Genomic DNA, 21823 nt, shown 5'->3' with positions numbered 1-21823 from the left:
AGGGCCGTACGCTGATGAGCGCAACCGAATTGCGGTACCTGAACCGTTGCGTCGAATTGGCGGCCGAGTCCCTCGCGGCCGGTGATGAACCGTTCGGATCGCTCCTGGTCGCCGAGGACGGCGAGGTGTTGTTCGAGGACCGCAACCGAGTGTCGAGTGGAGACCGTACGCGTCATCCGGAGTTCGAACTGGCGCGCTGGGCGGCGAACAATCTCACGCCCGGCCAGCGCGCGAGCTCCACCGTCTACACCTCGGGTGAGCACTGCCCCATGTGCGCCGCCGCGCACGGCTGGGCCGGTCTCGGTCGCATCGTCTACGCGAGTTCGGCCGAGCAGCTGGCGAACTGGCTGGCTGAGCTGTCGGTGCCGGCCGCGCCAGTACGGGCGCTGCCGATCAAGGCCGTCGTGCCCGGTGTGGAGGTCAGCGGTCCGGTCCCCGAGATCGCTGAACGGATACACGATATGCACCGCCGTTTCCACGGCCGGAAACCCGGTTCCGCACCGAACGCACCGTGACCGGCGAACGCGGGCCGCGAACCGAGAATTAACAGACACCCGCAGTGGGCCCTGGCGGTGGTGCCCGTGGTGATCATGGTCGGCGGTGCACCGTTTTTCGCCGGTAACGGCCGGATCCGGGTGTTCCCGGAGCTGGCTTTCTGTTCTTCCCGCGGGTGCTGATCGATCCCAGTTTTCTGGTGGCCGCCGCACGCCGTGATCCCGGCGATGTCAAAACGGCACAGTGCTGGGGAGAATCCATTGGCGTGCGCGATTCCGCCGACGCAGCGAGCTGAGATGGTTCATTCTGGCATAGTCGGCGAGGCGTGTCTGTCGGGCGCGTTCGATGCGTTCACCGGCGGGGGCATGTCGGGTCGATGTCTTCGAAGGAATCTCTTCGCACCTTGTCCAGCGCGCGTTGCCGTCGACGATGGGCGTGCTGGACAACGGTTCATAGGTGGTTCCCGAGTCTGAAGCGTCGTGCTGCGGCGTGGGCTCGTTCGTGGCGGCGGATGATCAGCTTGATGCCGTTGGCTTGGAGGGGCCCGCGGCCGCGATCGCTGAGCCAGAGTGCTGACACCAAGTCGGCTTGTGGGTGTTGTTTGCGTACTCGTAGGTAGCGGGAGAGTGCTTGTCCGGTTTTCGTGGAGAAGGGGATTGCCCGGGGTTTGCCGCCCTTTCCCACGACACGGATGACGTCGACTTCGAGATCCAGGTCGTCGAGATCGAGGTTGGCGATCTCGGACAGTCGTGCCCCGGTGTCCCAGTACAACCGGATGATCGCCTCGTCTCTGCGGGCGCGGAGGTCGCGGCCCTTGCAACCGTCGAGGACGCGTTTCATCAGCGTGTCGGAGACGACCGGGACAGGCTGCTCCGGCACCTTCGGTGGTTTCATTCGCGCCATCGGATGAACGTCGATTTCGTCCTCGGCCAGCAGCCAGTTGAACCACTGTTGGAGGGCGCGGTAGTTGTTGTTCGCGTTGCCGAGGCTGGTCGTCTCGATGCGGTGGGCGATCCAGGCACGCGCCTGTGATGTCTGAACATCGCGCGGCTCGGCAGGGGCGTCCTCGTCGTCGGCGAGCCATGCATGGAACCAACACGCAGCGTCACGATAGCCCCGGATCGTGCGGGGACTCTTCCCTTCGCTGCGGAGTGATCGACACCACTCTTTGATGAGCGACAGGAACGGTTCGGGGACCTCAGTACGCATGTCCAAAACCTCTCGAGCGGAGTGTCACTGAGCGCTGTGCTCACTCCCGCGCACGAGAAAAGCCGTGACCGGCGAGGTGTTTTCGCTGGTCACGGCCATGCTGTCGGGACGACAGGATTTGAACCTGCGACCCTCCGCTCCCAAAGCGGATGCGCTACCAAGCTGCGCCACGTCCCGTGTGGGTCCCGGTGAACAGCCTACCGTGGACACGTTATGATCGGGCATGTGCCCTTCCGAGGGTGCATGCGGCTGTAGCTCAATGGTAGAGCCCTAGTCTTCCAAACTAGCTACGCGGGTTCGATTCCCGTCAGCCGCTCCATGCAGGCAGCAGCGCCCCCATCAGCCGGTGGGGGCGCTGCGCTGTGTCGCGATCGTGCCGTGCAGGGCTGCCGCGCGAGGTCCGGCGCGCGGTGGAGCCGATCCTCGGTACGCCGCGGCGGTGAGCTCGCAGTCCGTCAGGGTCTGGACGGGCCCACTGATCGGGACGGGCCGGTGCCGGGCCCCGTGAAGACGATCAGCGCCGTGCGTGCCGAGCATGGCCACATCCTGCGTGCGGCCGTCGGCAGTGTGGCGCCGGTCGATTCCGTGCTGGTGGCCAGGCTCGGCTCTTGACCGATGATGCCCGGTGCCCACCACCTCCCGGGCAAGGACATGAACCGGGACCCCCGGTGAATGACCCCGGTTCGGACCGTGCTAGAGTTTTTTCGTTCGCGGGACAGTAGGTCCAGCAGGCGCCGTTAGCTCAATTGGCAGAGCAGCTGGCTCTTAACCAGCGGGTTCGGGGTTCGAGTCCCTGACGGCGCACAGTGAGAAACCCCCAAACCGACCGGTTTGGGGGTTTCTCGCATTGCGGAGCGCCGTCTTTCGGGGGTTTTCTTTCGGGGCACTGAGGCTTTGGCGATGAACCGGCGGATTCGCGGAGATGATGACATGAGTCGGTTCGTCAAGTGGGGTTCGATATACGCCGTCAGCCGCCGTGATCGTTATGGTTGTGCGAGTTCGGAGGAGTGCCCGGATGATCCGGTGAGCGCGGCGGGAAGCGAATCCTGGGCAAAAGCGCGGATCGCCTCGCTGAGTGAAAAAGGAAGGCGGATGCGCTGTTGTTCACGGACGCGGATCAATCGGGCCGTGCCGTGAAAACAAGGGGTCGGGACGGATTACGGCAAGGCGCGCTCTTATGCGGGCCAGTGTTTTCCCTCAAGGGAACCAGTGCGGATGAACCGGCCGAATATGCGGAAACGAAAGCGACCACGTATATGCGGGAAAACGATATCGAATTCGGGGTGCTGGTATCGAGTTCTTCGCGCGCGGCTCGACTTTGGTGGTGTGGTCCCCGGCCGGGCACGACACGGCACCGCGACGGGCGGTCAGCGCACCGGGAAGCTTTCCTGATCGGGCGGGACGTTGCCGATGCTGCGCCCCTCGATATCGAGCAGCCTGCCCATCTGTTTGACGGTGTGCAGGCAGGTCGCGCGGTCCACGATGCGCAGCCCCGGCGTGCGCTCGGTGATCTCGGCCTCGAACCGGGGCAGTTCGTGCAGTGCCCGCAGCCAGACCATGAGCAACAGGTTGCGTTCCCCGGTCAGCGCGCAGCACAGCCGCAGCTGGGCCCAGGTGGCCAGCGATCGCGCGATCTCGTCGAGCCGTTCCGGGGCGACGCTCGCCCGGATGACGGCGGTGACCGGATAACCGGAGATGGACTGCGCCATATCGCAGCGCAGCCGCAGATAGCGGTTGTCCAGCAATCGGTTGAGCCTGCGCCGCGCGGTGGGCTCGCTGATCTCGGCGCGTTCGGCGAGCTCGGTGAACGGCATCCGCCCGTCCTCGTGCAGCAGCCGGTAGATCCGCTGATCGGTCGCATCGATGCGGGTGGGTGCGGCGGTGTCGTTCCGTGCCGGATCGAGGGCGTGCCGTTGTGCCGGGGACAGGCTGCGCAGTCGCCAGCTGCTCGCCTCGCTGTACCCGACGGTGCGCAGCTCGGCCTGCCAGCAGTGAACCCCGGGGAGCGGATCGACGGTATCCCGCAGGAATTCGGAGATCAGCGCGGGTGAGCGCCTGGCGAGCACGATGAGCAGCCCGTACGGACCGCTGAGCTGATGCACGTAGCGCACGATCCGGTGCGCGGCCAGGGTGTTCGCCACGGCGTCGAGCTGTCCCGGTGCGCACCCGATCTCCACATAGGCCATGCAGAAATCGGTATGCCGCGCGGGCCCGACCACGCAGGTGACCCAGGAGAGACCGGCGGCGTGCAACCGTTCCCAGCGCCGTGCCGCGGTTGCCGGGTCGAGTTCGAGCGCACGCCCGAGGGTGGACCAGGATGCCCGCGGCCGCACCTGCACGGCATTGATCAACGCCAGGTCCACCTCGTCGACGGAATCCCGCACGGATACTGCGCTCATCCGGTCATGGTGACGGTTTCCGGCATTCTGGACAAGGTGGCGCTCGGCTCACCAAGGCTGTTCGGCGGGCCGGACCCGGTTCCGAACACCCGGCCGACTTGGAGTGCGGATGTCAATGCGGACAAGCCGATCGACCGCGGCGCTGATGCGCTACGGCATCGCGCTCGCCGCGCTGATCGGCAGTGCGGTGCTGGGCGCGCTCGTGCACACCCCGACGGTGTGGGGGCTCGCGCCGGTGGTGCTCTACGCGGTGCTCTCCCTTTCGGGGATGAACCTGCTGCTGGCCACGGTTTTCGCGCTGCTCTCCGGGATTCTGCTCGATCAGCGCTCGCCGTCCGGGGTCGGTGAACTGCTCGGGCACTCGCTCGGGGACAGCGTCACCATGATCGGGCTGATCGTGGTGCTCGGTGCCGGTCTCGGCGAGGTGCTGCGGGTGACCGGGGTCGCGGATGTGATCGTGCGCGGAATCCTGCGCATGGTGCGCAAGGACAGCGCGATCGCATTGCAACTCGGCGTGATGGCGGCCTGTCTGGTACTGGTGTTCGCGCTCGGCACCCTCGCGGGGGGCGCTCGCGATCGCCGCGCCGATCGTGCTCCCGGTGCTCGCCCGCGCCGGATTCACCCGCTCGGCCACCGCGAGCATGATGTTCCTCGGCGGCTGCGCCGGTCTCGCGCTCGCCCCGTTCGCGGGTTCGAACATCGCGATCCTGGACGCGTCCACAGTGGACTACGGCACCTATGTGCTGGTCGCCGCGGGACCGCTGGCGGTGCTCTCGATCCTGCTCTCGCTGCTGATCGTGCCGCGGGTGCAACGGCGCGCGGTCGAACGGGGCGACGACTTCTACGCCCCGGAACTGGCCGGTGACTCCGGCGAACAGAGCTCCGGAGAGCACAGCAGGCGCGCGAGCATCGTGTTCGGTATCGCGCTGGTGCTTGCCGTCGGCTATGCCACGGTCTCCGGATCGGGCACAACTTTCCCGCTTGTCGCGCTCCCGGTATTGGCCGTGGTCACCGCACTCGCCGGTGGGCTGCGCGCCGATGCGGCGGTCGCGGCGATCTGCCGGGGCGGTGGCCGGATGATCGAGACCTTTCTGCTGTTCTGGATGCTCTCGGCGTTCTTCGAGATCGTGAACGAGCTCAAGCCCTATGATGTGCTGCTCGCGCATTTCGGCCCGACGCTGCACGACCTGCCCGCGCTCGGCTTCGCCGCCGGGGTCGCGCTACTCGGCTGGCTCGGGGTTCCCGGGGCCACGGCGGCGCACGTCGTGTTGCTGAACAAGGTGTTCGGGGCGCTGGGCACCAGTCTCGGGATCACCCCGGCCGCCTGGGCGGTCACCTATCTGTGGGGTTCCAAGGCGGACACCTACGGACCGTTCCCGAACGCCAACATGATGTCGGTGCTCGGATTCGCCGAGTCCACCAGGCTGCGCACCATGCTCTCGGTCGGCTGGGTACTGCTCATCCCGGCCGCGGTGATGTATCTGCTGATCCTGTTCGTTCTACTGTAGGGAGAAACCGAATCGTGTTCGATGTGCTGCTGCGCGGTGCAACCGTGGTGGATGGGACCGGAAATCCGCCGCGCAGGGCCGATCTCGCCGTCTCGGGTGACCGGATCGCCCTGATCGGCGATGTGGGCCGGACGGACGCGCATACCGTGCTCGACTGCTCGGGACTGGTGCTCGCGCCCGGGTTCATCGACCTGCATTCGCACGCCGACTTCACCATCACGGTGCATCCGGGCGCGGAATCCTATGTGCGCCAAGGGGTCACCACGATCGTCACGGGAAACTGCGGCAGTTCCCCGTTTCCCTCGGTGGGCGGGCGGGACGCGGCGCTCACCGCGATCATGGCCCGGGAGGTCAGCGCTGAGGCGGAACTGACCTGGCCGGATTTCGCGGGGTTCGCGACGGCGATCGGGGCCGCCGGCCCCGCGGTGAACCTCGCGCCCATGGTCGGGCACGCGGCGCTGCGGGTGGCCGCGGCGGGAACCGAACACCGCGAGCTCACCGCGGAGGAGCTCGGGTTCATGCGGGAGCTGCTCGCCGAGGCGGCGCACCAGGGCGCGTTCGGGCTCTCCACCGGGCTGATCTACGCGCCCGGATCCTTCGCGGCGACCGAGGAAGTGGTCGCCCTGGCCACCGAGGCCGCCGCGTACGATCTGCTCTACAGCACGCACATGCGCGATGAGGGGGACGCGCTGCTCGATGCGGTGGACGAGGCCATCGGGACGGCGCGGCGCAGCGGGGTGCGGTTGCAGGTCTCGCACCTCAAGGCGATGGGACCGGCCAATCACGGCAAGGTGTCCGATGCCTTGCGCCGCATCGAATCCGCGCGCGCCGAGGGAATCGACGTGGCCTGCGATGTGTATCCCTACGCGGCGTCTTCCACCCGGCTGAGCTCGCGGCTGCCGAACTGGGCACTCGACGGCGGGTTCGCCGGACTGGTGAACCGCTTGCGGGACGAGGAAAGCTATACGCGCATCGCCGCGGAACTGACCGCGAAGACCGGGCGCACCTTCCTGCCCGAGGCAACCGTGCTCGCAGCGCTGCCCGAAGGCCCCTACGCAGACCGGATCGGTGCCACGCTCGCCACGATCGCCGGGGAACGGGGCCGTCCACCGGCCGAGACCGCGCTGGACATCCTGGCCGCGCACGAGGGGAACGTGTGGATCGTCAACCACGCCATGGCCGAGTCCGATGTGGACATCGTGCTCGGGTATGAGCGCAGTGCCATCGTCAGCGACGGCTGGGTGCTCGACGTGCATAACGCCGGGCACCCGCATCCGCGGCATTTCGGTACCTTCGCCCGCGCGATCGGCCGATACCACCGGGATCGCGGGGTGCTCGGCCTGAGCGAGGCGGTGCGGAAACTGACTTCGCTGCCCGCCGCGCGGATCGGGCTCGCCGAACGGGGAATCCTCGCCGAGGGGAAGATCGCGGACATCACCGTGTTCGACCCGGAGACCATCGTCGACACCGCGAGCTACGCGCACCCGCTCGCCTATGCGCGCGGCACCGAACACGTGCTGCTCGGCGGGCAATTCGCGCTCATCGGTGGCGAACTCGGCGGCAGACGCGGCACGGTATTGCGCAAGTCCGGACGACGGGAGCAGCGATGAGGCGAGCACGAACCCTGGCCGTCCTGCTCACCTGTCTCGGGGTGCTCGCGACCGCGGCGCCGTCCGTCGCGGCGCCCCCCGGGCACGGCGCGGGGGACTGGGCACCGCTGCGCGCGCGGCTGGCCGCGATCGCGCACACCACGGAGGCCCAGGTCGGGGTCTCGGTGCAGAACCTCGCCGCGGGAGGACACCGGCAGCGCATCGAATTCCGCGCGCGGACCAGGATGCCCTCGGCCAGCGTGATCAAACTGCCGATCCTGGCCGAACTGCTGCGGATGGCCGAGCGCGGAGAGCTCTCGCTCGCCGAACGGGTGCGCGTGGACCGCTCCGATGTGGTCGGCGGCACCGGGCAGTTGCAGCACGAGAAGCTGCCCCAGGACGTCAGCCTGCACCGGCTGGCCAGGTACATGATCATCTACAGCGACAACACCGCGACGAACCTGCTGATCGACCGGATCGGATTCGGCCCGGTGAACGCGCTGATCCGCTCGCTCGGGCTGCACGCCACCGTCCTGCAGCGCAAGATGATGGACACCGAGGCGCAGCAGCACGGGAAGGAGAACTACCTGGACGCGGCCGATATCGCGAAGCTGCTGCGTGCTCTGTGGGACGGGCGGCTGCTCGCCGGGCCCGCCCGCGCCATCGCCCTGGGGTTCCTGCGCGATCAGCGGCTGAACGAGCTGATTCCCGCCGCGCTTCCGCCCGGTGCGCCCGTCGCGCACAAGACCGGGACCCTGGACGATCTCGTCACCCACGACGCGGGCTACTATCTCGTGCCCGGTTCCGAGGTGCTGGTCGTGTTCACCACCCGGGGCACGACGGCCGCCGGGACCGACGCGGTGCACCGGATGGCCCGCGCGGTGTGGGACTTCACTCAGCGCGGCGCGCGTTAGCCGCGTCACCTCGGGGCCGATGTATCCGGGATCGCCGATAACCTGTGCCTTTTGGCGACGTGCAGGAAGCGGAGGATCGGGTATGCCGAGCCTTGGAGAGAAGATGCAGGACATCTACGACGAGGTGCTCTGGCGCAACCCCGGTGAACAGGAGTTCCACCAGGCGGTACACGAGGTACTGGACAGCCTCGGCCCGGTCATGGCCAAGCACCCGAGCTACACCGACGCGGCGGTGGTGACCCGGCTGTGCGAGCCGGAACGCCAGATCATCTTCCGGGTGCCCTGGGTGGACGATGCCGGGACGGTGCGGATCAACCGCGGATTCCGGGTGGAGTTCAATTCGGCGCTCGGCCCGTACAAGGGCGGGCTGCGCTTCCATCCGAGCGTGTACCTGGGCGTGGTGAAGTTCCTCGGTTTCGAGCAGATCTTCAAGAACGCGCTGACCGGGATGCCGATCGGCGGCGGTAAGGGCGGCTCGGATTTCGACCCGAAGGGCCGCTCGGACGCCGAGGTGATGCGGTTCTGCCAGTCCTTCATGACCGAGCTGTACCGGCACATCGGGGAGTACACCGATGTTCCCGCGGGGGACATCGGGGTCGGCGGCCGCGAGATCGGGTACCTGTTCGGCCAGTACAAGCGGATCACCAACCGCTACGAATCCGGGATCCTCACCGGAAAGGGACACTCCTTCGGCGGTTCCCAGGTGCGCACCGAGGCCACCGGCTACGGCGTGGTGTTCTTCGTGGACGAGATGCTGCACGCGAACGGGGACTCCTTCGACGGCAAGCGGGTCGTGGTCTCGGGTTCCGGGAACGTGGCGCGATACGCGATCGAGAAGGTGCACGCGCTCGGCGGGACGGTCGTGGCCTGCTCCGATTCCACCGGCTACGTGGTGGACGAGAAGGGCATCGACCTCGCCCTGCTCAACGAGGTCAAGGAGGTGCGCAGGGGGACCCTCGCCGAGTACGCGGGGCTGCGCGGCGCGGACGCCCGGCTGGCCACCAGCGGGAACGTGTGGCAGGTGCCCTGCGATATCGCCCTGCCCAGCGCCACCCAGAACGAGCTCGACGCCGAGGACGCCACGGTGCTGGCGCGCAACGGCTGCCGGATCCTCGCCGAGGGCGCGAACATGCCGGTCACCCCGGACGCGGTGAAGCTGCTCACCACCGCGGGGGTCGCCTTCGCCCCCGGTAAGGCCGCGAACGCGGGCGGGGTCGCGACCAGCGCGCTCGAGATGCAGCAGAACGCCTCGCGCGATTCGTGGAGCTTCGAGCACACCGAACGCAGGCTCGGCGAGATCATGCGCGGAATCCACGACCGCTGCCTGGAAACGGCCGAGGAGTACGGGGTGCCGGGCAACTACTCGGCCGGGGCGAACATCGCCGGGTTCATCCAGGTCGCCGACGCCATGCTCGCCCTCGGGGTCATCTGAGACCGTCCCGTTCGACCGGTTCACCCCAGCGACCAGCGAATGTAAAGCATAGCTAAACTTCGCCCGGGGTCGCCGCGAACCGGGAAGAAGGGGAAACGTGCAGGTCTGGTACCTGATCGGGGTGCTCGTGGTCGCGATCGCGGTGCTGATCGCGCTGATCAACTCGCGGCTGCGGCTGCATCCCTTCGTCGCCCTGCTGGTGGTCTCGCTCGCGGTGGGGCTCGCCGCGGGGGAACCGCTCGGGCACATCGCGAAATCGCTGGAGAACGGCGCCGGCGGCACGCTCGGTGATGTGGGCATCACGCTGGCGCTGGGCACGATGCTCGGCAGGTTGCTCTCCGATTCCGGGGCGACCACCAGGATCGCCACCGCGATCGTGTCCCGGGCGAGCAGCAGGCTGTTGCCCTGGTACATGGCCGGGGCGGCGTTCGTGATCGGTATCCCGATGTTCTTCGAGGTCGGGCTGATCGTGCTGCTTCCGCTGGTGTTCAGCGTGGCGCACCGGGTGCAGACCGAGGCCGGGCTGCGCTCGCCCTATGTGCAGCTGGCCGTGCCCGCGATCGCCGCGCTGGCCACCCTGCACGGCATGGTTCCCCCGCATCCCGGCCCGCTGACCGTGGTCTCCGGGCTGCACGCCCCGCTCGGCCAGACGATCCTGGCCGGATTCATCTGCGCGGTGCCGACCGTGATCATCTCCGGCCCGCTGTTCGCGCGGTTTCTCGCACCCCGGGTGGAGGTCGTCCCGGACAAGGCGCTCGTCGAGCAGTTCGCGGGGGACAAGGACGAACCCGAGCACCGGGTGCCGACCGGCTGGGCGATCGCCTGCATCCTGATCCCGGTGGTGCTGATGCTCGCGCGCACGGTCGCGGAGATCGTGTTCGCCAAGGGCTCGGGTGCCCGCGCGGTGTTCACCTTCCTCGGGGAACCCGTAGTGGCGATGTTGATCGGCTTCCTCGTCGCCCTGATCGCCCTCGCGCTCGTTCGCGGGCGGCCCGGTGAGGCGGTGCGCAAATCCGTCTCCGATGGGCTGCGCTCGATCGTCGGGGTGCTGCTGATCCTCGGTGGTGGCGGGGCGTTCAACCAGGTGCTCACGGACACCGGGATCGGGGACGCGGTCGCTTCCGCCGCCTCGCACATGCACCTGAGCGTGCTGCTGCTCGGCTGGCTGGTCGCGCTGCTGCTCTCGCTGTCCACCGGCTCGGCGACGGTGGGCATCGTCGCCGCGACCGGGATCGTCGCCCCGCTGGCCGCGCACCTGGACAGCTGGCACACCGCGCTGCTCGTGGTCGCCATCGGGGCGGGCTCGATCGGGCTGAACTACGTGAACCACGCCGGTTTCTGGCTGGTCAAGGAGTCCTTCGGGATGACGCTCGGCCAGGCGGCGAAGGTGCACACCAGCACCCAGACGCTGGTGAGCGTGTGCGGCCTCGGCATGGTGTTCCTCTTGGACGTACTGCTCTGAACCGCTAATCCGTGTCACGATGGCTGCCATGAACGTGAGCGAGGTATGGCGGCTGAACCATCCCTGGGCGATGGTGTACTCCTTCGGGATCGATCGCCCGTGGCTGGCCAAACCGACCGCGCGGATGGCCTTCGGCAGCGATATCGGCCTGCTCTACGCGGCGACCGAGGCGATCGGCGAGCTCCCCGAGGGCAGCGCGGTGCTCGACGTGCCCTGCGGCAGCGGGGTGGCACTGCGCGGGCTGCGCCGGGACCAGGGCATCCGCTATGTCGCCGCGGACATCGCCCCGGCGATGCTCGAGCGCACCAAGCGGACCGCGGAGCGGCACGGGGTGACCGATCAGGTGCACACGCAGGCCTGCGATGTGGCGCGGATGCCGTTCGCGAACGGGGAGTTCGATCTGTGCGTGAGCCTGACCGGGCTGCATTGTTTCCCCGATCCGGGTGCCGCGCTCGCCGAGATCGCGCGGGTGCTGCGTCCGGGTGGTGCCCTGCGCGCGAGTTGGTTCCGCACCGACGCCGGTGCGCGGTACCGCCCACAGGAGGTGCTCGGGCACGCGCTCGGGTTGCTCGGGCCGAGCGCGAACACCACGCAGGTGCGGGAATGGCTGGACGAGTGCGGGTTCACCGATGTCCGGCTGCACGTTTCCGGGGCACTGGCCTACGTGACCGCGACGAAGGGGTGAGATGACCGGAATCGCGGGCTGCTCGGCCGTGGTGACCGGTGCGGCCGCCGGGATCGGGCGCGCCGTGGCCACCGCACTCGCCGAGCGGGGCGCGCGGGTGCTGGCGGTCGACCGGGACCGGCGGGTGACCGAACTGGACGAGCACCTGATCGCCGACCTCGCCGAGCCGGAACAGATCGGCGCGCTCGCCGAACGGGTCGAGGCGGGGACCGACATTCTGGTCAACTGCGCGGCCGCCTATCCCTCCGGGGGATTCCTGGATGCCGGGTTCGCCGAGCTGGAGCGGGTTTTCCGGGTGAACGTGACCGCGCTCGGCCTGCTCAGTGCGGCGATGGCGCGGGGACTGCGGGCCATGGGACGCGGTGGGGCGATCGTGAACTTCGCCAGCCTGCAGGAGGCGCTTCCGGTGCCCGGCTACGGTCCTTATGTGGCGAGCAAGGGCGGGGTGCGGGCGGCGAGCGCGTCACTGGCCGTGGAGCTCGCCCCGCTCGGCATCCGGGTGAACACCGTGGTGCCCGGGGTGGTGGCGACCCCGTCCTTCGACAGCACGCTCGACGGGCGCTCGTTCGGTGCCGAGCCGCCGACCCTGCTCGGCCGGATGGGCACCCCGCAGGAGGTGGCCGCCCTGGTGTGTTTTCTCGTTTCGGCCGAGTCCTCGTTCATGACCGGCGCCGAGGTGCCGATCGATGGGGGACGCAGGCTCAGCCGCAAGGCCGATCCACTCGCCGCGCCGGAGAAGAAGGAGAGCACGTGAACGAGGTACTCGAGCACCTGCTGCGTACGAGGATCACCGTGATCTACCGCGGGATCGACGTCGCGGCTTGTGTCCGGCTGACCGCGGCACTGCGCGAACACGGGCTGCGCAGTTTCGAGGTCACCACCAACAGCCCGGAACCGTTCGCGGCGATTTCCGCGCTGCGCAAGGAATTCGGCGCGGATGTGCGGATCGGCGCGGGCACGGTGCTCGAACCGGAACAGGTCGAGCGCGCCGCGGTTCACGGTGCGGAGTTCGTGATCTCCCCGAACACCGATGCCGAGGTGATCGCGGCGACCAAACGGCTCGGACTGGTTTCGGTGCCCGGCGCGTTCACCCCGAGCGAGGTGGTGGCTGCGGTGCGCGCGGGAGCGGACATCGTGAAGGTGTTCCCGATCAACGCGGTCGGCGCGGACTACCTCGCCCAGCTGCGTGGCCCACTGTCCACGCCTGCCTTCATGGCCACCGGTGGGGTCACCGCGGAGCTCGCGCGGGAGTGCTTCGCCAAGGGGGCGAGCGCGGTGGGCATCGGCACCCGGCTGCTCGGCGTCGGCAAGGACGGCTCCTTCGAGGCGGAGGAACTCGCGACCGCGGCCCGTTCTTTCCGCGCGGCTGCCGAATGAGCGCGATCGAACCGCTCGGTGCGGTCACCGCGGGTCTCGGCGAGGGGCCGCTGTGGGACGCGGCGAGCGGAACCCTGCTGTGGGTGGACATCCCGGGTGGTTTCGTGCACCGCACCGATCCGGCCGACGGTGCGGAAACGAGCGTGCACCTCGGCGAACCGGTCTCCGCGGTGCTGCCCGCGCGGGACGGCTCGCTGCTCGCCGCGGTGGGGCATCGGCTGATCGAGCTCGGTACCGGTGCGGTGCTCGCCGAGGTGCCACACCGGCCGGATATGCGGTTCAACGACGGTGCCGCCGATCCGCGCGGACGACTGTACCTGGGCACCATGCACACCGCGCAGCTGCCGGGGACCGCCTGCCTGTACCGGCTGAACCGGGCACGGGCGTTCGAACCGGTGCTCGAGGGTGTGACCATCTCCAACGGGCTCGGCTGGAGCCCGGACGGCGGCATTCTCTACTACGTGGACACGCCGAGCATGCGCGTCGAGGCCATCGCGTACGACCCGGAAAGCGGGGAACTCGGGGCGCGGCGGGTGTTCGCCGAATTCACCGAGGAACACGGGCGCCCGGACGGGCTCACCGTGGACGAGGACGGATTCGTCTGGGTTGCGCTCATCCGGGGCGCGGCGCTGCACCGCTACGCCCCGGACGGGCGGTTCGATTCGGTGATCGAGCTGCCGGTCTCGCACCCGACCAGTTGTGCCTTCGGCGGCCCGGGCCGGGACGAGCTGTACGTCACCACGGCCCGGGATCTGCTCACCGAACAGCAGCGCGCGGAGCAGCCGCTCGCCGGCCGGTTGCTGCGGCTGCGGCCCGGAGTGCGCGGCCCGGTGCCCTTTCCGGTCGAATTGGATTCGTAATTATCCGGTCCCGTGCCTCGCTGATCGTGTTGTTGCTTCCCGGATTCATGGTTATCGGATATGCCGATCGCCGCGTTCCCGGGCTTTCCGCGGAACAATTCGGTTCGGCGGCTCCAGCTCTTCGGCACCTTGCCCACGCGACAGTCACCCCTCGCCCTCGGCAAGCTTGTCTTCAAGCCGGTCCGCTCCGGCCTGGTCGAGGCCGCGGTACAGCGATCTGGCGCAGTTCCACTGCCCGGCCGCGAGGTCTGGGTCGCCCGCGCTGGAGTGCAAGTCACCGAGTCCTTCGTAGGCACGGGCGCGCTCGTAGCCGAACTCGCCGTTTGCGGTGTGCCGCAAGACTTCCGTGTAGCAAGTGGCTGCTTCGGCGTCGGCTCCGCTTGCAGCATGCGTGTCGGCGATGGCGTTCAGCGACATGACTTCCAGGTGCGGGTTGGCGGTCGTTCTCGCCAGCGAAAGCGCCTCCTGATGACACGCGGACGCCTGATCCTGATCGTGCAGGCAGCGGTAGACCGTGCCGAGCCGATTGAGGGCCAAGCCTTCGAGGAACCGGAATCCGCAACGCCGGGCGGTCTCGACGGCACGGTAACCGTGTTCGAGCGCCTCGTCGTACTGCCGGGTATCGCGGCACAGGCAGGTCAACCCATAGAGAGCTTGGGCGACGCCCGGCCGGTGGCCGTTCTCCTCGGCAACGGTGAGCGCCTCGCGCAAGCAGCTGGCGGCTGCTTCGAGCCTGCCGGTTCGCCGGCAGAGCAGTCCGAGGTTCACCAGCGGCCGGTGCATCGACGGGCGGGGCCCGTGTTCGCGGTACAGGTCAAGCGAACGACGCAGGTAGACGATCGCTTGATCGCTCCGGCCGGAGAAGCCGGCGGCGATGCCGAGGCAGTTGAGCGTCAACCCCAACGGCGCTGGGTCGCCTGCCTGTTCGTGCTCGGCCAGTGCGTCTCGGAAACAGCTTTCCGCCTCGGTGAGCCGGCCCTCCCGGAACGCGACCAGGCCGAGGCCACGCGCCGCTATTCCTCGCTCGAGATGGTTTCGGGCGACCGTGCGCAGCAGGCCATACAGCTCGCGTGCCTCGTCGAAGTGCCAGCCGAGGTCGAGGTAGGCGAACAGGACCCGCGCGAGGTCGGCGACCGTTTCGGGGAACTCGTACCGGGCCGCGGCGGCCGCGACCCGCACCAGGTTCGTGCGCTCGGCGTCCAGCCAGGACAAGGCCGCCTCGTATGTCGGCGGTGCCCAGGCGGTCGGCAGCTGCCGGTCGAACTCGTGCCCGGCGATGAACCGCGCGGCGGCCGCCGCGGTGCCCACGTAGTGCTGCAGCAACCGGCCGAGCGCGACCCGCCGGTGCTCGGGCGGATCGGCGGCGGCCAGTTCGGCGGCGTAGCTCCACAACAGGTCATGCAGCCGGTAGCGGCGCTCGGCGGTGACCTCGACCAGGTGCGCCCGGACCAGTGCCTCGACCTGGCGGCGCAGCTGCTTTGGCTCCCCTTCACCGTGCAGCGCGGCGATCGCGCGCAGGTCGGCGATGTTGCCCGGGTGCAGGCCGAACAGCCGGAACAGGTGCGCGGTCGCCGGGTCGAGATGGCGGTACGATGCGGCGAGCACGGCGCGGACCGAAGTGTTCGGGTCGTCGCCGGTCTCCAGTGCGTCCAGCCGGGCCTGCTCGTCGTCCAGCTCCGCGACCAGGTCGTCGAGCGCCGGCCCGGTACGCAGCCGCTCGGCAGCGATCCGCAGCGCAAGCGGCAGCCGGACGCAGCTTCGCACCAGTGCACGGAGTTCGCCGGAATCGTGGTCGGGAAGCTGTTCGGTAAGCAGATCGCCCGCGTCCTCGACGGTGAGCGTGCCCAGCGGCATCCGGTCCACGCCCTCGCGGACGGTCAACCCGGCCAGCGCATCCCGGCTGGTGATCACGGCGAGGCAGGTCGGCGTGCCCGGGAGCAGTGGACGCACCTGGCCAGCGTCGTGGGCGTTGTCCAGGATGAGCAGGATTCGCTTGTCGTGCACCAAGGTGCGCAGCCGTGCCGCGCGTTCCGCGCCGTCCGGCGGGATGGAGGACGGGTCCACTCCGAGCGCACGCAGAAAACCGGCGAGCGCCTCGGCCCATGGCACCGGCGGGTCCGGGCCGTAGCCGCGCAGATCCACATAGAGCTGTCCGTCCGGGAACCGATGCCGCACCCGATGGCCCCAGCGGATGACGAGCGCGGTTTTGCCGACGCCGGCCGTTCCGATGACGGCAATCGGGCGGAAGCCGCCGTCGGCTGCGCTGTGCCTGTCCAGCTGGGCGAGTTCGGCGGCGCGGCCTGCGAATCCGGACGCGACGAGCGGCAGCTGGGCGGGTGTCACGCCGCGGAGCGCTCGCCCGGCGGGTTCGGCCGTCTCACCGGAAAGCAGCCTGCGGTGCAGGGACCGCAGGAAGCTGCTCGGTTCGACGCCGAGTTCGGCGACCAGCACTGCCCGTGCCGCCCGATATGCCTTCAGCGCTTCGCCCTGCCGGCCCGCGTGATGCAGGGCCACCATCAGCAGCCCGTGCAGCCGCTCCCGCAACGGGTGCGCGCGGACCAGGTCAGCGAGTCCGCCGACGATCTCGGCGTGCCGTCCTCGGCGCAGTTGCGCGCCGTAGTACTCCTCGACGGCGAGCAGCCTGCACTCGGACAGCCGCTCGATCTCACCGGCCAGCACCGGAAGGTCCACGTCCTGGTACGGGGTGCCGTGCCAGAGACGCAACGCCTTGTCCAGCAGCCGCGCGGACCGGTCGGGGTCGCCGCTTTCACCTGCCTCGGCGACGAGGCGCTCGAACACCGCCGCGTCCAGCTCGCCGGGCTGTACTCGAAGCCGGTACCCGCCGGGTTCGTGCGAGAGGAGCCCCGCTTCATCGCCCAGCGCCGCGCGCAGCCGGTGCACCTGTAGCTGGAGGCGTTGCGGCCCGGCGCGATCACCCCACAGGATCTCCTGGAGCATTTCGGCCGGCACCGGTTCGTCGGGGTGCACGAGCAGCACGGCCAGTAAGCGCCGCCGCAGCCGCCCGCCGATCGGGACGTCCGCGCCGGCCGCCCGGACCCGCACCGGGCCAAGAACCTCGAACTTCACCCTGCGCCCCCAAACTCTGCACCGTCCTCGACGGTACCCCAGCACCGGCCAGGCCGGCCGCGATCGGCGAAAACACGGCGAAAGCAGGGTGAAAGCCCCGCTGTGTAGCTTTCGCCGAATCGACAGGCGAGCAGGGGAGGAACCGATGACGGCCAAGGACTTGCCGGATTACGTGCTCGGCGACGACGCGGAGCTCGCGGCCGACCATGTCAGATATCTCGCAGAGCTGCTCGATCCACAGAGCACAGCATGCCTGGAGGCCACGGGGTTGCGGCCGGGCATGCGCTGCCTGGACGTCGGCGCGGGCGGTGGTTCGATCAGCCGCTGGCTCGCCGGGTATGGCGCCGACGTCCTCGCTGTCGACGTCGACACCACTCACCTCGCCGAGTCTCCGGGAGTCGAAGTTCTGCGCCACGACATCACCGACGGTGTGCCGGGCCGGGGCAAGTTCGACCTGATCCACGTCCGGCTGGTGCTGATGCACCTATCCCGGCGTGCCGGGCTGCTGGCCATGCTCGCCGACCGGCTTACCCCCGGCGGCTGGCTGGTGATCGGCGATTACGTGGGTCCGCAGACCCGGGTGGTCACCGCCTCGAGCCCGGCCGAGGAAGCGTTGTTCCACCGGGTGCAGCAGACCGCGCATGCCGCCGCCGCGAACGCAGGCGCGGTGTCCTTCACCTGGGCGCACGAGGTTGACGAGCGGATGCGGGAAGTCGGGCTGGTGAACATCGAGGCGCGCAGCTTCATCCACACGGCGCAAGGCGGCGGCACAGCGTCGCTGCTGTCGAGCAACCTCGTGCGGCAAGTCGAGAAGCTCGCGCTGAACGAGGGCCTCGCCGCCGAGGATTTGCGCGCCTACTACGAGCTGATGCTCGACCCGCGTTTCCGGTCCTGGTTCTACGAGTTCGTGTGCACCAGGGGGCAGCGGCTCTGACGGCGTGCCAATGCGAACACAGCCCTGGCTGCCCTCGGTGGCATGCGCTGCGGGCGTTCACGGCTTCGCGCGGCTCGGGATAATGCCGTCCGGCGAGCTCGAGGCGATGGCTGGTGGCGCTGTTCTCGTCACCGTAATGCGTGAAGGAAAGCTGTCTGTTCTTCGCCGTTCGAGGGTCGATTCCGGCGGTTATCCTGATTTCCCACGCAGTGGGCCGGCTTTCGCATCGACTACCGGTTCCTGGTTCAGCACTCGTCCTGCGATGAGCTCTGACGACACGCGACCCTAGATCTTGGCGATGGGCGGGAACTCCTCGCGCGCCGCGTACCGCAGCTGCGTCAGGTTGTCGCCCCTCGCCCAGGCGTTGAACGCCTTGACGTAGAGGGTGACGTGCTCGCGGCTCTCCCTGCGGTGCTGCACCTGCCCGGCCTCCTTGCGGGCCATCCGGAACATGGTGTTGCGGAAGGTCAGCCGGGGATCGTTGCGGCGCAGCCCGGCGCCCTCGATGATGCCCTCGTACCAGTCCTCGAGGTCGACGCGCTTGTTGGCGGCGTCCACCAGGTAGCTCGCCGCGCCGGCCGCGGACTTGATCATCCCGGTGGCCGCGGAGATGCGCTCGCCGAGGTGCACGTATTCCCGGGCTTTCGGGTGTGCTTCGAGGGTCTCCAGGATCTGGGTATTGGTGACCGAGGCGGAACCGGAGGACCAGTTCACATCGGGGCGGTTCGCCACCAGGTAGATCGTGCGCAGCATCGCGGCGAGCATCACCGAGGATTTTTCGCCCTCGATGGCGAGTACATCGGCCGCGTTGCGGCGCTTTCCGGTGTCGAGTACGTCGAAGGTGTCCGCGGGGACTTCGGTGAACACGGTCATCTCGACCGGTTGTTCGGCGGCGACGATCGCGGCGAGCCGGTGTTGTCCGTCCACGAGCACGCCGTTGGTGTCGAAGGCGATGCCCTGGTGGGTGACCTGCCATTCGCCGCGGCGCATGGCTTCGGCGAAGGCGCGCACCACCGGTTTGGAAAGGGGCCGGTTCGAGGTGTTCGCCTCCAGCATCGTCTCGGCCTTTTGCGGGGTGATTTTCTGGACCTTGCTACGCATCGCGAACCGTACTCCTGTCCGTCGAGGTCGGTACCGACGCAGCAATTTGTACCACGGGATCGAGGGGCCGAACGGACGAATGGGACATCGTTATCCCCTTTATGGTGCTCGGTTCCCGAGAATGGGCGCCGTGCTGCTGGCGGTGCCGCCCTGCTCGGCGGCGAAACCGAGCAGCGTCCGGGTGCCCGCCGGTGGGGTACCGGTCACCGGGAGCTCGATCCGCTGCGTTCCCGGGCCGTGCACCGGGATCGTGCGCGAGCCCAGCGTCCTGCCGTCCGGAGTCCAGGCGTACAGATGTGCGGTTCCCGGTCCGGTGGCGTGCACCAGCGCGGTCAGTGTTCCCCCGCGCAGCAGTGCCGGTCCGGCCAGCCGCGCGCGGTCCCCGGTGGGTGCCGCCTGCTGCCCGGCGAGTGGGATCCCGTCACGGGCCGACTGGGCGATGGAGGCGGGGGAGTCGATGCTGCGTGCCGCGGTCTTGGCGATGACCGGCTCGCTCGGCTGGGCAGGACGGTCCGGTGGTGGCTGATAACCGGGCAGTTCGGCGTGCCCCCAGCGATAGGGATCGCCCTGCACCCCGGAGAACGGGGACCAGCCTATGCGGGTCTGGCCGGTCTTGTCCGTGGTGTCCGAGTCATAGGCCAGGATGTTCAACCCCATCCGGGCGGGATCCACCGCCGAGGGCAGATCGGCCATCGGGATCGCGGCCTCGACGGTGTAGCCGGTATAGGGCTGGTCCGTCTTCGCGGCGACCCGCATTCCGGGTGCGGTTTCCGCGCCGCCCTGGTGGTTGTCCGCATCGCGTTCGAAACACGGCCCGCCCTCGGCGGTCCACGGCAGGATCCCGGTCTTGAAGGTGGTCGCGGTGTTCTCGCCGGTGCCGCGCGGATCGATGTCGATCTCCACCGAATCGGTGCGCCAGTGCCGTTTGCAGTCCTTCGCGGAGAGTGCGGTGCCCGGTTTGTCGTCGGTGACGTGGGTGAGCACGTACAGCGTGTCCCCATGCCGCGAGACCTTGGCGTACCCGGAGCAGTCCCGTGCTGAGGTGCACGGATCGCCTTCCCAGCGCCGGGAGATCGGCAGGCTGGCACCGGGATATTCGCCGGGTCCCGCGATCCCGTCGAGTTTCGGGGCGGAATCGAGCGCGGGAATACGGGTCGCCGGGACCAGATCGAGTGCCGCGCCGGTGTCCTGGCTTCCGGAACCGCTCGTGGTGTGCACGGTGTAGCGGTAGTCGCCGTCGTCGGCGGTGGGCAGCTGCTTGTCCGTGGCGGTGACGGTGAATTCGGCCGTGGTGTCCGCACCGGGAGCGAGGCCGCGGTAGTCCCGGGTGGTGGGGGAGGCGGTGAACCCCTTCGGCAGGTCGAGGCGTACCGTGCCCGATTCGGCTCGCTCGCCGTTGTTGTGCAGCCGCACCGGGATCGTCCGGGATTCACCGGAACCCAGCGAGAGGGTGTTCTCCCAGCCGCCCTGCAACTGGGGAACCCCGGTGCGGGCGGACCAGTCGTCGAAGTCGGTGTACTGCGGCAACCGGGCGGGGACAGCGGTGACCGCGGGGGCGGGCTCGATTTCGCGCGCCGTCTGCCCGTGCCCGATCGCGCTGCTGAGTTCGGCGCCGATCCGGTACCCGGTGCCGGTCTTCGCCTCGCGTGGCACGGTCACGGTGAACCGGGCCTTCCCGTCCCCGTCGAGCCGCCCGTCGCCCCGCACGGACCAGCCTTCCGGCAGCTGTGGCGTGATCCGGGCACCGGGCAGCGGGGCGTGGTGCGGGGCGTGTGCGGTCACCGTGGTGGTGAAACTGTTTCCCGGGGTCGGATGCTGCTCGGATGTGCTCAGTTCGAGCCCGGTTCCCCGTGGCAGGCCGCCTTTTCCGGGCAGTGCGGCACCTTCGAGCATGGCATCCGGTGCGGTGTTGCCGAGCGTGTAGGGCACCCGGGAATCGATCTGGGTGAACCGGTCGCAGTCGATCTCGGCCGGGTCCGTCGGCGGATCGGCGGTGTCCCCGAAACCCTGGCTGCGGTAGTCGCGCGCGGACTGCGCCTGCACCTTGGCCCAGCTGCTGCGGTGCTCGCGGGAGTAGGCGCCCTCCCAGACGCCGTAGACCTGTTCGGCAGGATCGTCCGGGGTGAACGGGCAATCGGGACCGGTGCCACCGGAACCGTCCGCATCGGCCTCGAACAACCGGCCGACACTCCACGGCGCGAGCCCCTGCCCGGTGAACTTCGCCGGATCGGCCGCGTCGTCGTAGGCCTGGGTGGCCAGCCGGCCCGCCTCCTGGTGGTTACCGTGCTGGCCGGGGACGGGCGCGGGGTTCATGGTGACGATCACCGAGGGCGTGGTTTCCCGCACCAGTCGCACGATCCGGTCGAGCGTGTCCTGTTCGTCCCACACCTTCCTGGTGAGCGGGGCACTGACGGTATAGAAGAAGTCGACCTTGTCCAGGTTGTGCACGTCCTGGATGCCCGCGCGGCCGACCGCCCTGCGTTCCTCGCCCTCGCGCAGTACGCCGAGCGCCGGGCCCTCCTCGGGGCCGACCGCGTTCCCGCCGCCCTCGCCCCGGGTGATGGTGACGACTCCGGTGCTGATGCCGGAATTCTCCCGCCACTGCCCGAAGGTGGCGAGGTTGTTGTGCTCATCGTCCGGGTGCGCGCCGATGAACAGCACATCCACGTGCCCCGGTTTCGCGGATTTCGGGGCCGCTGCGCCGATTCCGGGCAGCAGGGCGAGCACCAGCGCGGCGAGAGCCGTCGACAGCACCGATTTCCTGAGCATCC

16 protein-coding genes and 3 tRNA genes are annotated in these 21823 nt (G+C 68.9%); 13 read left to right on the top strand and 6 right to left on the bottom strand.

Translation table 11 applies throughout. The features are described 5' to 3' along the window. Positions 1–14 precede the first annotated feature (14 nt). Positions 15–515 carry a nucleoside deaminase gene (locus A37U_RS0130425; protein WP_020500453.1) on the top strand — a complete coding sequence of 167 codons (501 nt, stop codon included), beginning with the start codon at positions 15–17 and terminating at the stop codon, positions 513–515. A 430-nt stretch (positions 516–945) separates the two neighbouring features. Here the strand turns inward: A37U_RS0130425 and A37U_RS46175 are convergent, their stop codons facing one another. Both A37U_RS46175 and A37U_RS0130410 read right to left on the bottom strand, forming a co-directional pair. After that, a complete protein-coding gene (locus A37U_RS46175) occupies positions 946–1704 on the bottom strand; it encodes a tyrosine-type recombinase/integrase (protein ID WP_020500451.1) in 759 nt (252 codons plus the stop codon). A gap of 103 nt (positions 1705–1807) precedes the next feature. Continuing rightward, positions 1808–1881: transfer RNA gene (locus tag A37U_RS0130410), tRNA-Pro, on the bottom strand. A gap of 68 nt (positions 1882–1949) precedes the next feature. Between A37U_RS0130410 and A37U_RS0130405 the strand changes: the two genes are divergently transcribed. Both A37U_RS0130405 and A37U_RS0130395 read left to right on the top strand, forming a co-directional pair. Beyond that, positions 1950–2023, top strand: a tRNA-Gly gene (locus A37U_RS0130405). Positions 2024–2435: 412 nt separating this feature from the next. Next, positions 2436–2508, top strand: a tRNA-Lys gene (locus tag A37U_RS0130395). A 563-nt stretch (positions 2509–3071) separates the two neighbouring features. On the opposite strand, the gene A37U_RS0130390 is transcribed toward A37U_RS0130395, so the two are convergent. Further along, positions 3072–4103, bottom strand: coding sequence for an Lrp/AsnC family transcriptional regulator (locus A37U_RS0130390; RefSeq protein ID WP_020500449.1), 1032 nt, complete (start codon positions 4101–4103; stop codon positions 3072–3074). A gap of 599 nt (positions 4104–4702) precedes the next feature. Between A37U_RS0130390 and A37U_RS46170 the strand changes: the two genes are divergently transcribed. The 9 genes from A37U_RS46170 to A37U_RS0130345 all read left to right on the top strand — a co-directional run bounded on the left by A37U_RS46170 (position 4703) and on the right by A37U_RS0130345 (position 13930). Then, complete coding sequence (locus tag A37U_RS46170) at positions 4703–5611, top strand: hypothetical protein (RefSeq protein ID WP_020500447.1); 909 nt, start codon at positions 4703–4705, stop codon at positions 5609–5611. 14 nt (positions 5612–5625) lie between these two features. Continuing rightward, positions 5626–7221, top strand: a complete 1596-nt coding sequence (locus A37U_RS0130380; RefSeq protein ID WP_020500446.1) for an N-acyl-D-amino-acid deacylase family protein — start codon at positions 5626–5628, stop codon at positions 7219–7221. Further along, a complete protein-coding gene (locus tag A37U_RS46165) occupies positions 7218–8114 on the top strand; it encodes a serine hydrolase (protein WP_020500445.1) in 897 nt (298 codons plus the stop codon). Before A37U_RS0130380 ends, A37U_RS46165 begins: the two co-directional genes overlap by 4 nt. A gap of 82 nt (positions 8115–8196) precedes the next feature. Then, positions 8197–9546 carry an NADP-specific glutamate dehydrogenase gene (gdhA, locus tag A37U_RS0130370; protein WP_026197757.1) on the top strand — a complete coding sequence of 450 codons (1350 nt, stop codon included), beginning with the start codon at positions 8197–8199 and terminating at the stop codon, positions 9544–9546. Between the two features lie 97 nt (positions 9547–9643). After that, positions 9644–11008: a GntP family permease gene (locus A37U_RS0130365; RefSeq protein WP_020500443.1), complete on the top strand. Its 1365-nt coding sequence runs from the start codon at positions 9644–9646 to the stop codon at positions 11006–11008. A 28-nt stretch (positions 11009–11036) separates the two neighbouring features. Beyond that, positions 11037–11693 (top strand): class I SAM-dependent methyltransferase, encoded by a 657-nt coding sequence (locus A37U_RS46160; protein WP_020500442.1) that lies wholly within the window; start codon positions 11037–11039, stop codon positions 11691–11693. 1 nt (position 11694) lies between these two features. Beyond that, on the top strand, positions 11695–12447 hold the full coding sequence (locus A37U_RS46155; protein ID WP_020500441.1) for an SDR family NAD(P)-dependent oxidoreductase: 753 nt from the start codon (positions 11695–11697) through the stop codon (positions 12445–12447). After that, positions 12444–13070: a bifunctional 4-hydroxy-2-oxoglutarate aldolase/2-dehydro-3-deoxy-phosphogluconate aldolase gene (locus A37U_RS0130350; RefSeq protein WP_020500440.1), complete on the top strand. Its 627-nt coding sequence runs from the start codon at positions 12444–12446 to the stop codon at positions 13068–13070. The genes A37U_RS46155 and A37U_RS0130350 overlap by 4 nt, the downstream gene beginning before the upstream one ends. Then, positions 13067–13930, top strand: a complete 864-nt coding sequence (locus A37U_RS0130345; protein ID WP_020500439.1) for an SMP-30/gluconolactonase/LRE family protein — start codon at positions 13067–13069, stop codon at positions 13928–13930. Before A37U_RS0130350 ends, A37U_RS0130345 begins: the two co-directional genes overlap by 4 nt. Before the next feature lie 144 nt (positions 13931–14074). Here A37U_RS0130345 and A37U_RS46150 read toward each other — a convergent pair whose 3' ends face one another. Further along, on the bottom strand, positions 14075–17017 hold the full coding sequence (locus tag A37U_RS46150; protein ID WP_020500438.1) for an AfsR/SARP family transcriptional regulator: 2943 nt from the start codon (positions 17015–17017) through the stop codon (positions 14075–14077). Between the two features lie 145 nt (positions 17018–17162). Between A37U_RS46150 and A37U_RS48730 the strand changes: the two genes are divergently transcribed. Further along, entirely contained in the window at positions 17163–17951 is a 789-nt protein-coding gene (locus A37U_RS48730) for a class I SAM-dependent methyltransferase (protein ID WP_020500437.1), read from the top strand. Positions 17952–18236: 285 nt separating this feature from the next. Here the strand turns inward: A37U_RS48730 and A37U_RS0130330 are convergent, their stop codons facing one another. Beyond that, on the bottom strand, positions 18237–19052 hold the full coding sequence (locus A37U_RS0130330; protein WP_020500436.1) for a hypothetical protein: 816 nt from the start codon (positions 19050–19052) through the stop codon (positions 18237–18239). 99 nt (positions 19053–19151) lie between these two features. Further along, positions 19152–21821 (bottom strand): sugar-binding protein, encoded by a 2670-nt coding sequence (locus tag A37U_RS0130325; protein WP_020500435.1) that lies wholly within the window; start codon positions 21819–21821, stop codon positions 19152–19154. Between the last annotated feature and the right edge of the window lie 2 nt (positions 21822–21823).

This window comes from Sciscionella marina DSM 45152, assembly GCF_000379465.1.
Taxonomy (GTDB): Bacteria; Actinomycetota; Actinomycetes; order Mycobacteriales; family Pseudonocardiaceae; genus Sciscionella; species Sciscionella marina.
Note: the sequence above shows the minus strand (reverse complement) of the source record. Positions and strands in the feature narration are given on the sequence as shown.

Bases quoted from the DNA above. Each gene is read 5' to 3' on its own strand.
- A37U_RS0130425 (WP_020500453.1), top strand. From the start codon at position 15: ATGAGCGCAACCGAATTGCGGTACCTGAACCGTTGCGTCGAATTGGCG.
- A37U_RS46175 (WP_020500451.1), bottom strand. From the start codon at position 1,704: ATGCGTACTGAGGTCCCCGAACCGTTCCTGTCGCTCATCAAAGAGTGG.
- A37U_RS0130390 (WP_020500449.1), bottom strand. From the start codon at position 4,103: ATGAGCGCAGTATCCGTGCGGGATTCCGTCGACGAGGTGGACCTGGCG.
- A37U_RS46165 (WP_020500445.1), top strand. From the start codon at position 7,218: ATGAGGCGAGCACGAACCCTGGCCGTCCTGCTCACCTGTCTCGGGGTG.
- gdhA (WP_026197757.1), top strand. From the start codon at position 8,197: ATGCCGAGCCTTGGAGAGAAGATGCAGGACATCTACGACGAGGTGCTC.
- A37U_RS46160 (WP_020500442.1), top strand. From the start codon at position 11,037: ATGAACGTGAGCGAGGTATGGCGGCTGAACCATCCCTGGGCGATGGTG.
- A37U_RS46155 (WP_020500441.1), top strand. From the start codon at position 11,695: ATGACCGGAATCGCGGGCTGCTCGGCCGTGGTGACCGGTGCGGCCGCC.
- A37U_RS0130345 (WP_020500439.1), top strand. From the start codon at position 13,067: ATGAGCGCGATCGAACCGCTCGGTGCGGTCACCGCGGGTCTCGGCGAG.
- A37U_RS48730 (WP_020500437.1), top strand. From the start codon at position 17,163: ATGACGGCCAAGGACTTGCCGGATTACGTGCTCGGCGACGACGCGGAG.
- A37U_RS0130330 (WP_020500436.1), bottom strand. From the start codon at position 19,052: ATGCGTAGCAAGGTCCAGAAAATCACCCCGCAAAAGGCCGAGACGATG.
- A37U_RS0130325 (WP_020500435.1), bottom strand. From the start codon at position 21,821: ATGCTCAGGAAATCGGTGCTGTCGACGGCTCTCGCCGCGCTGGTGCTC.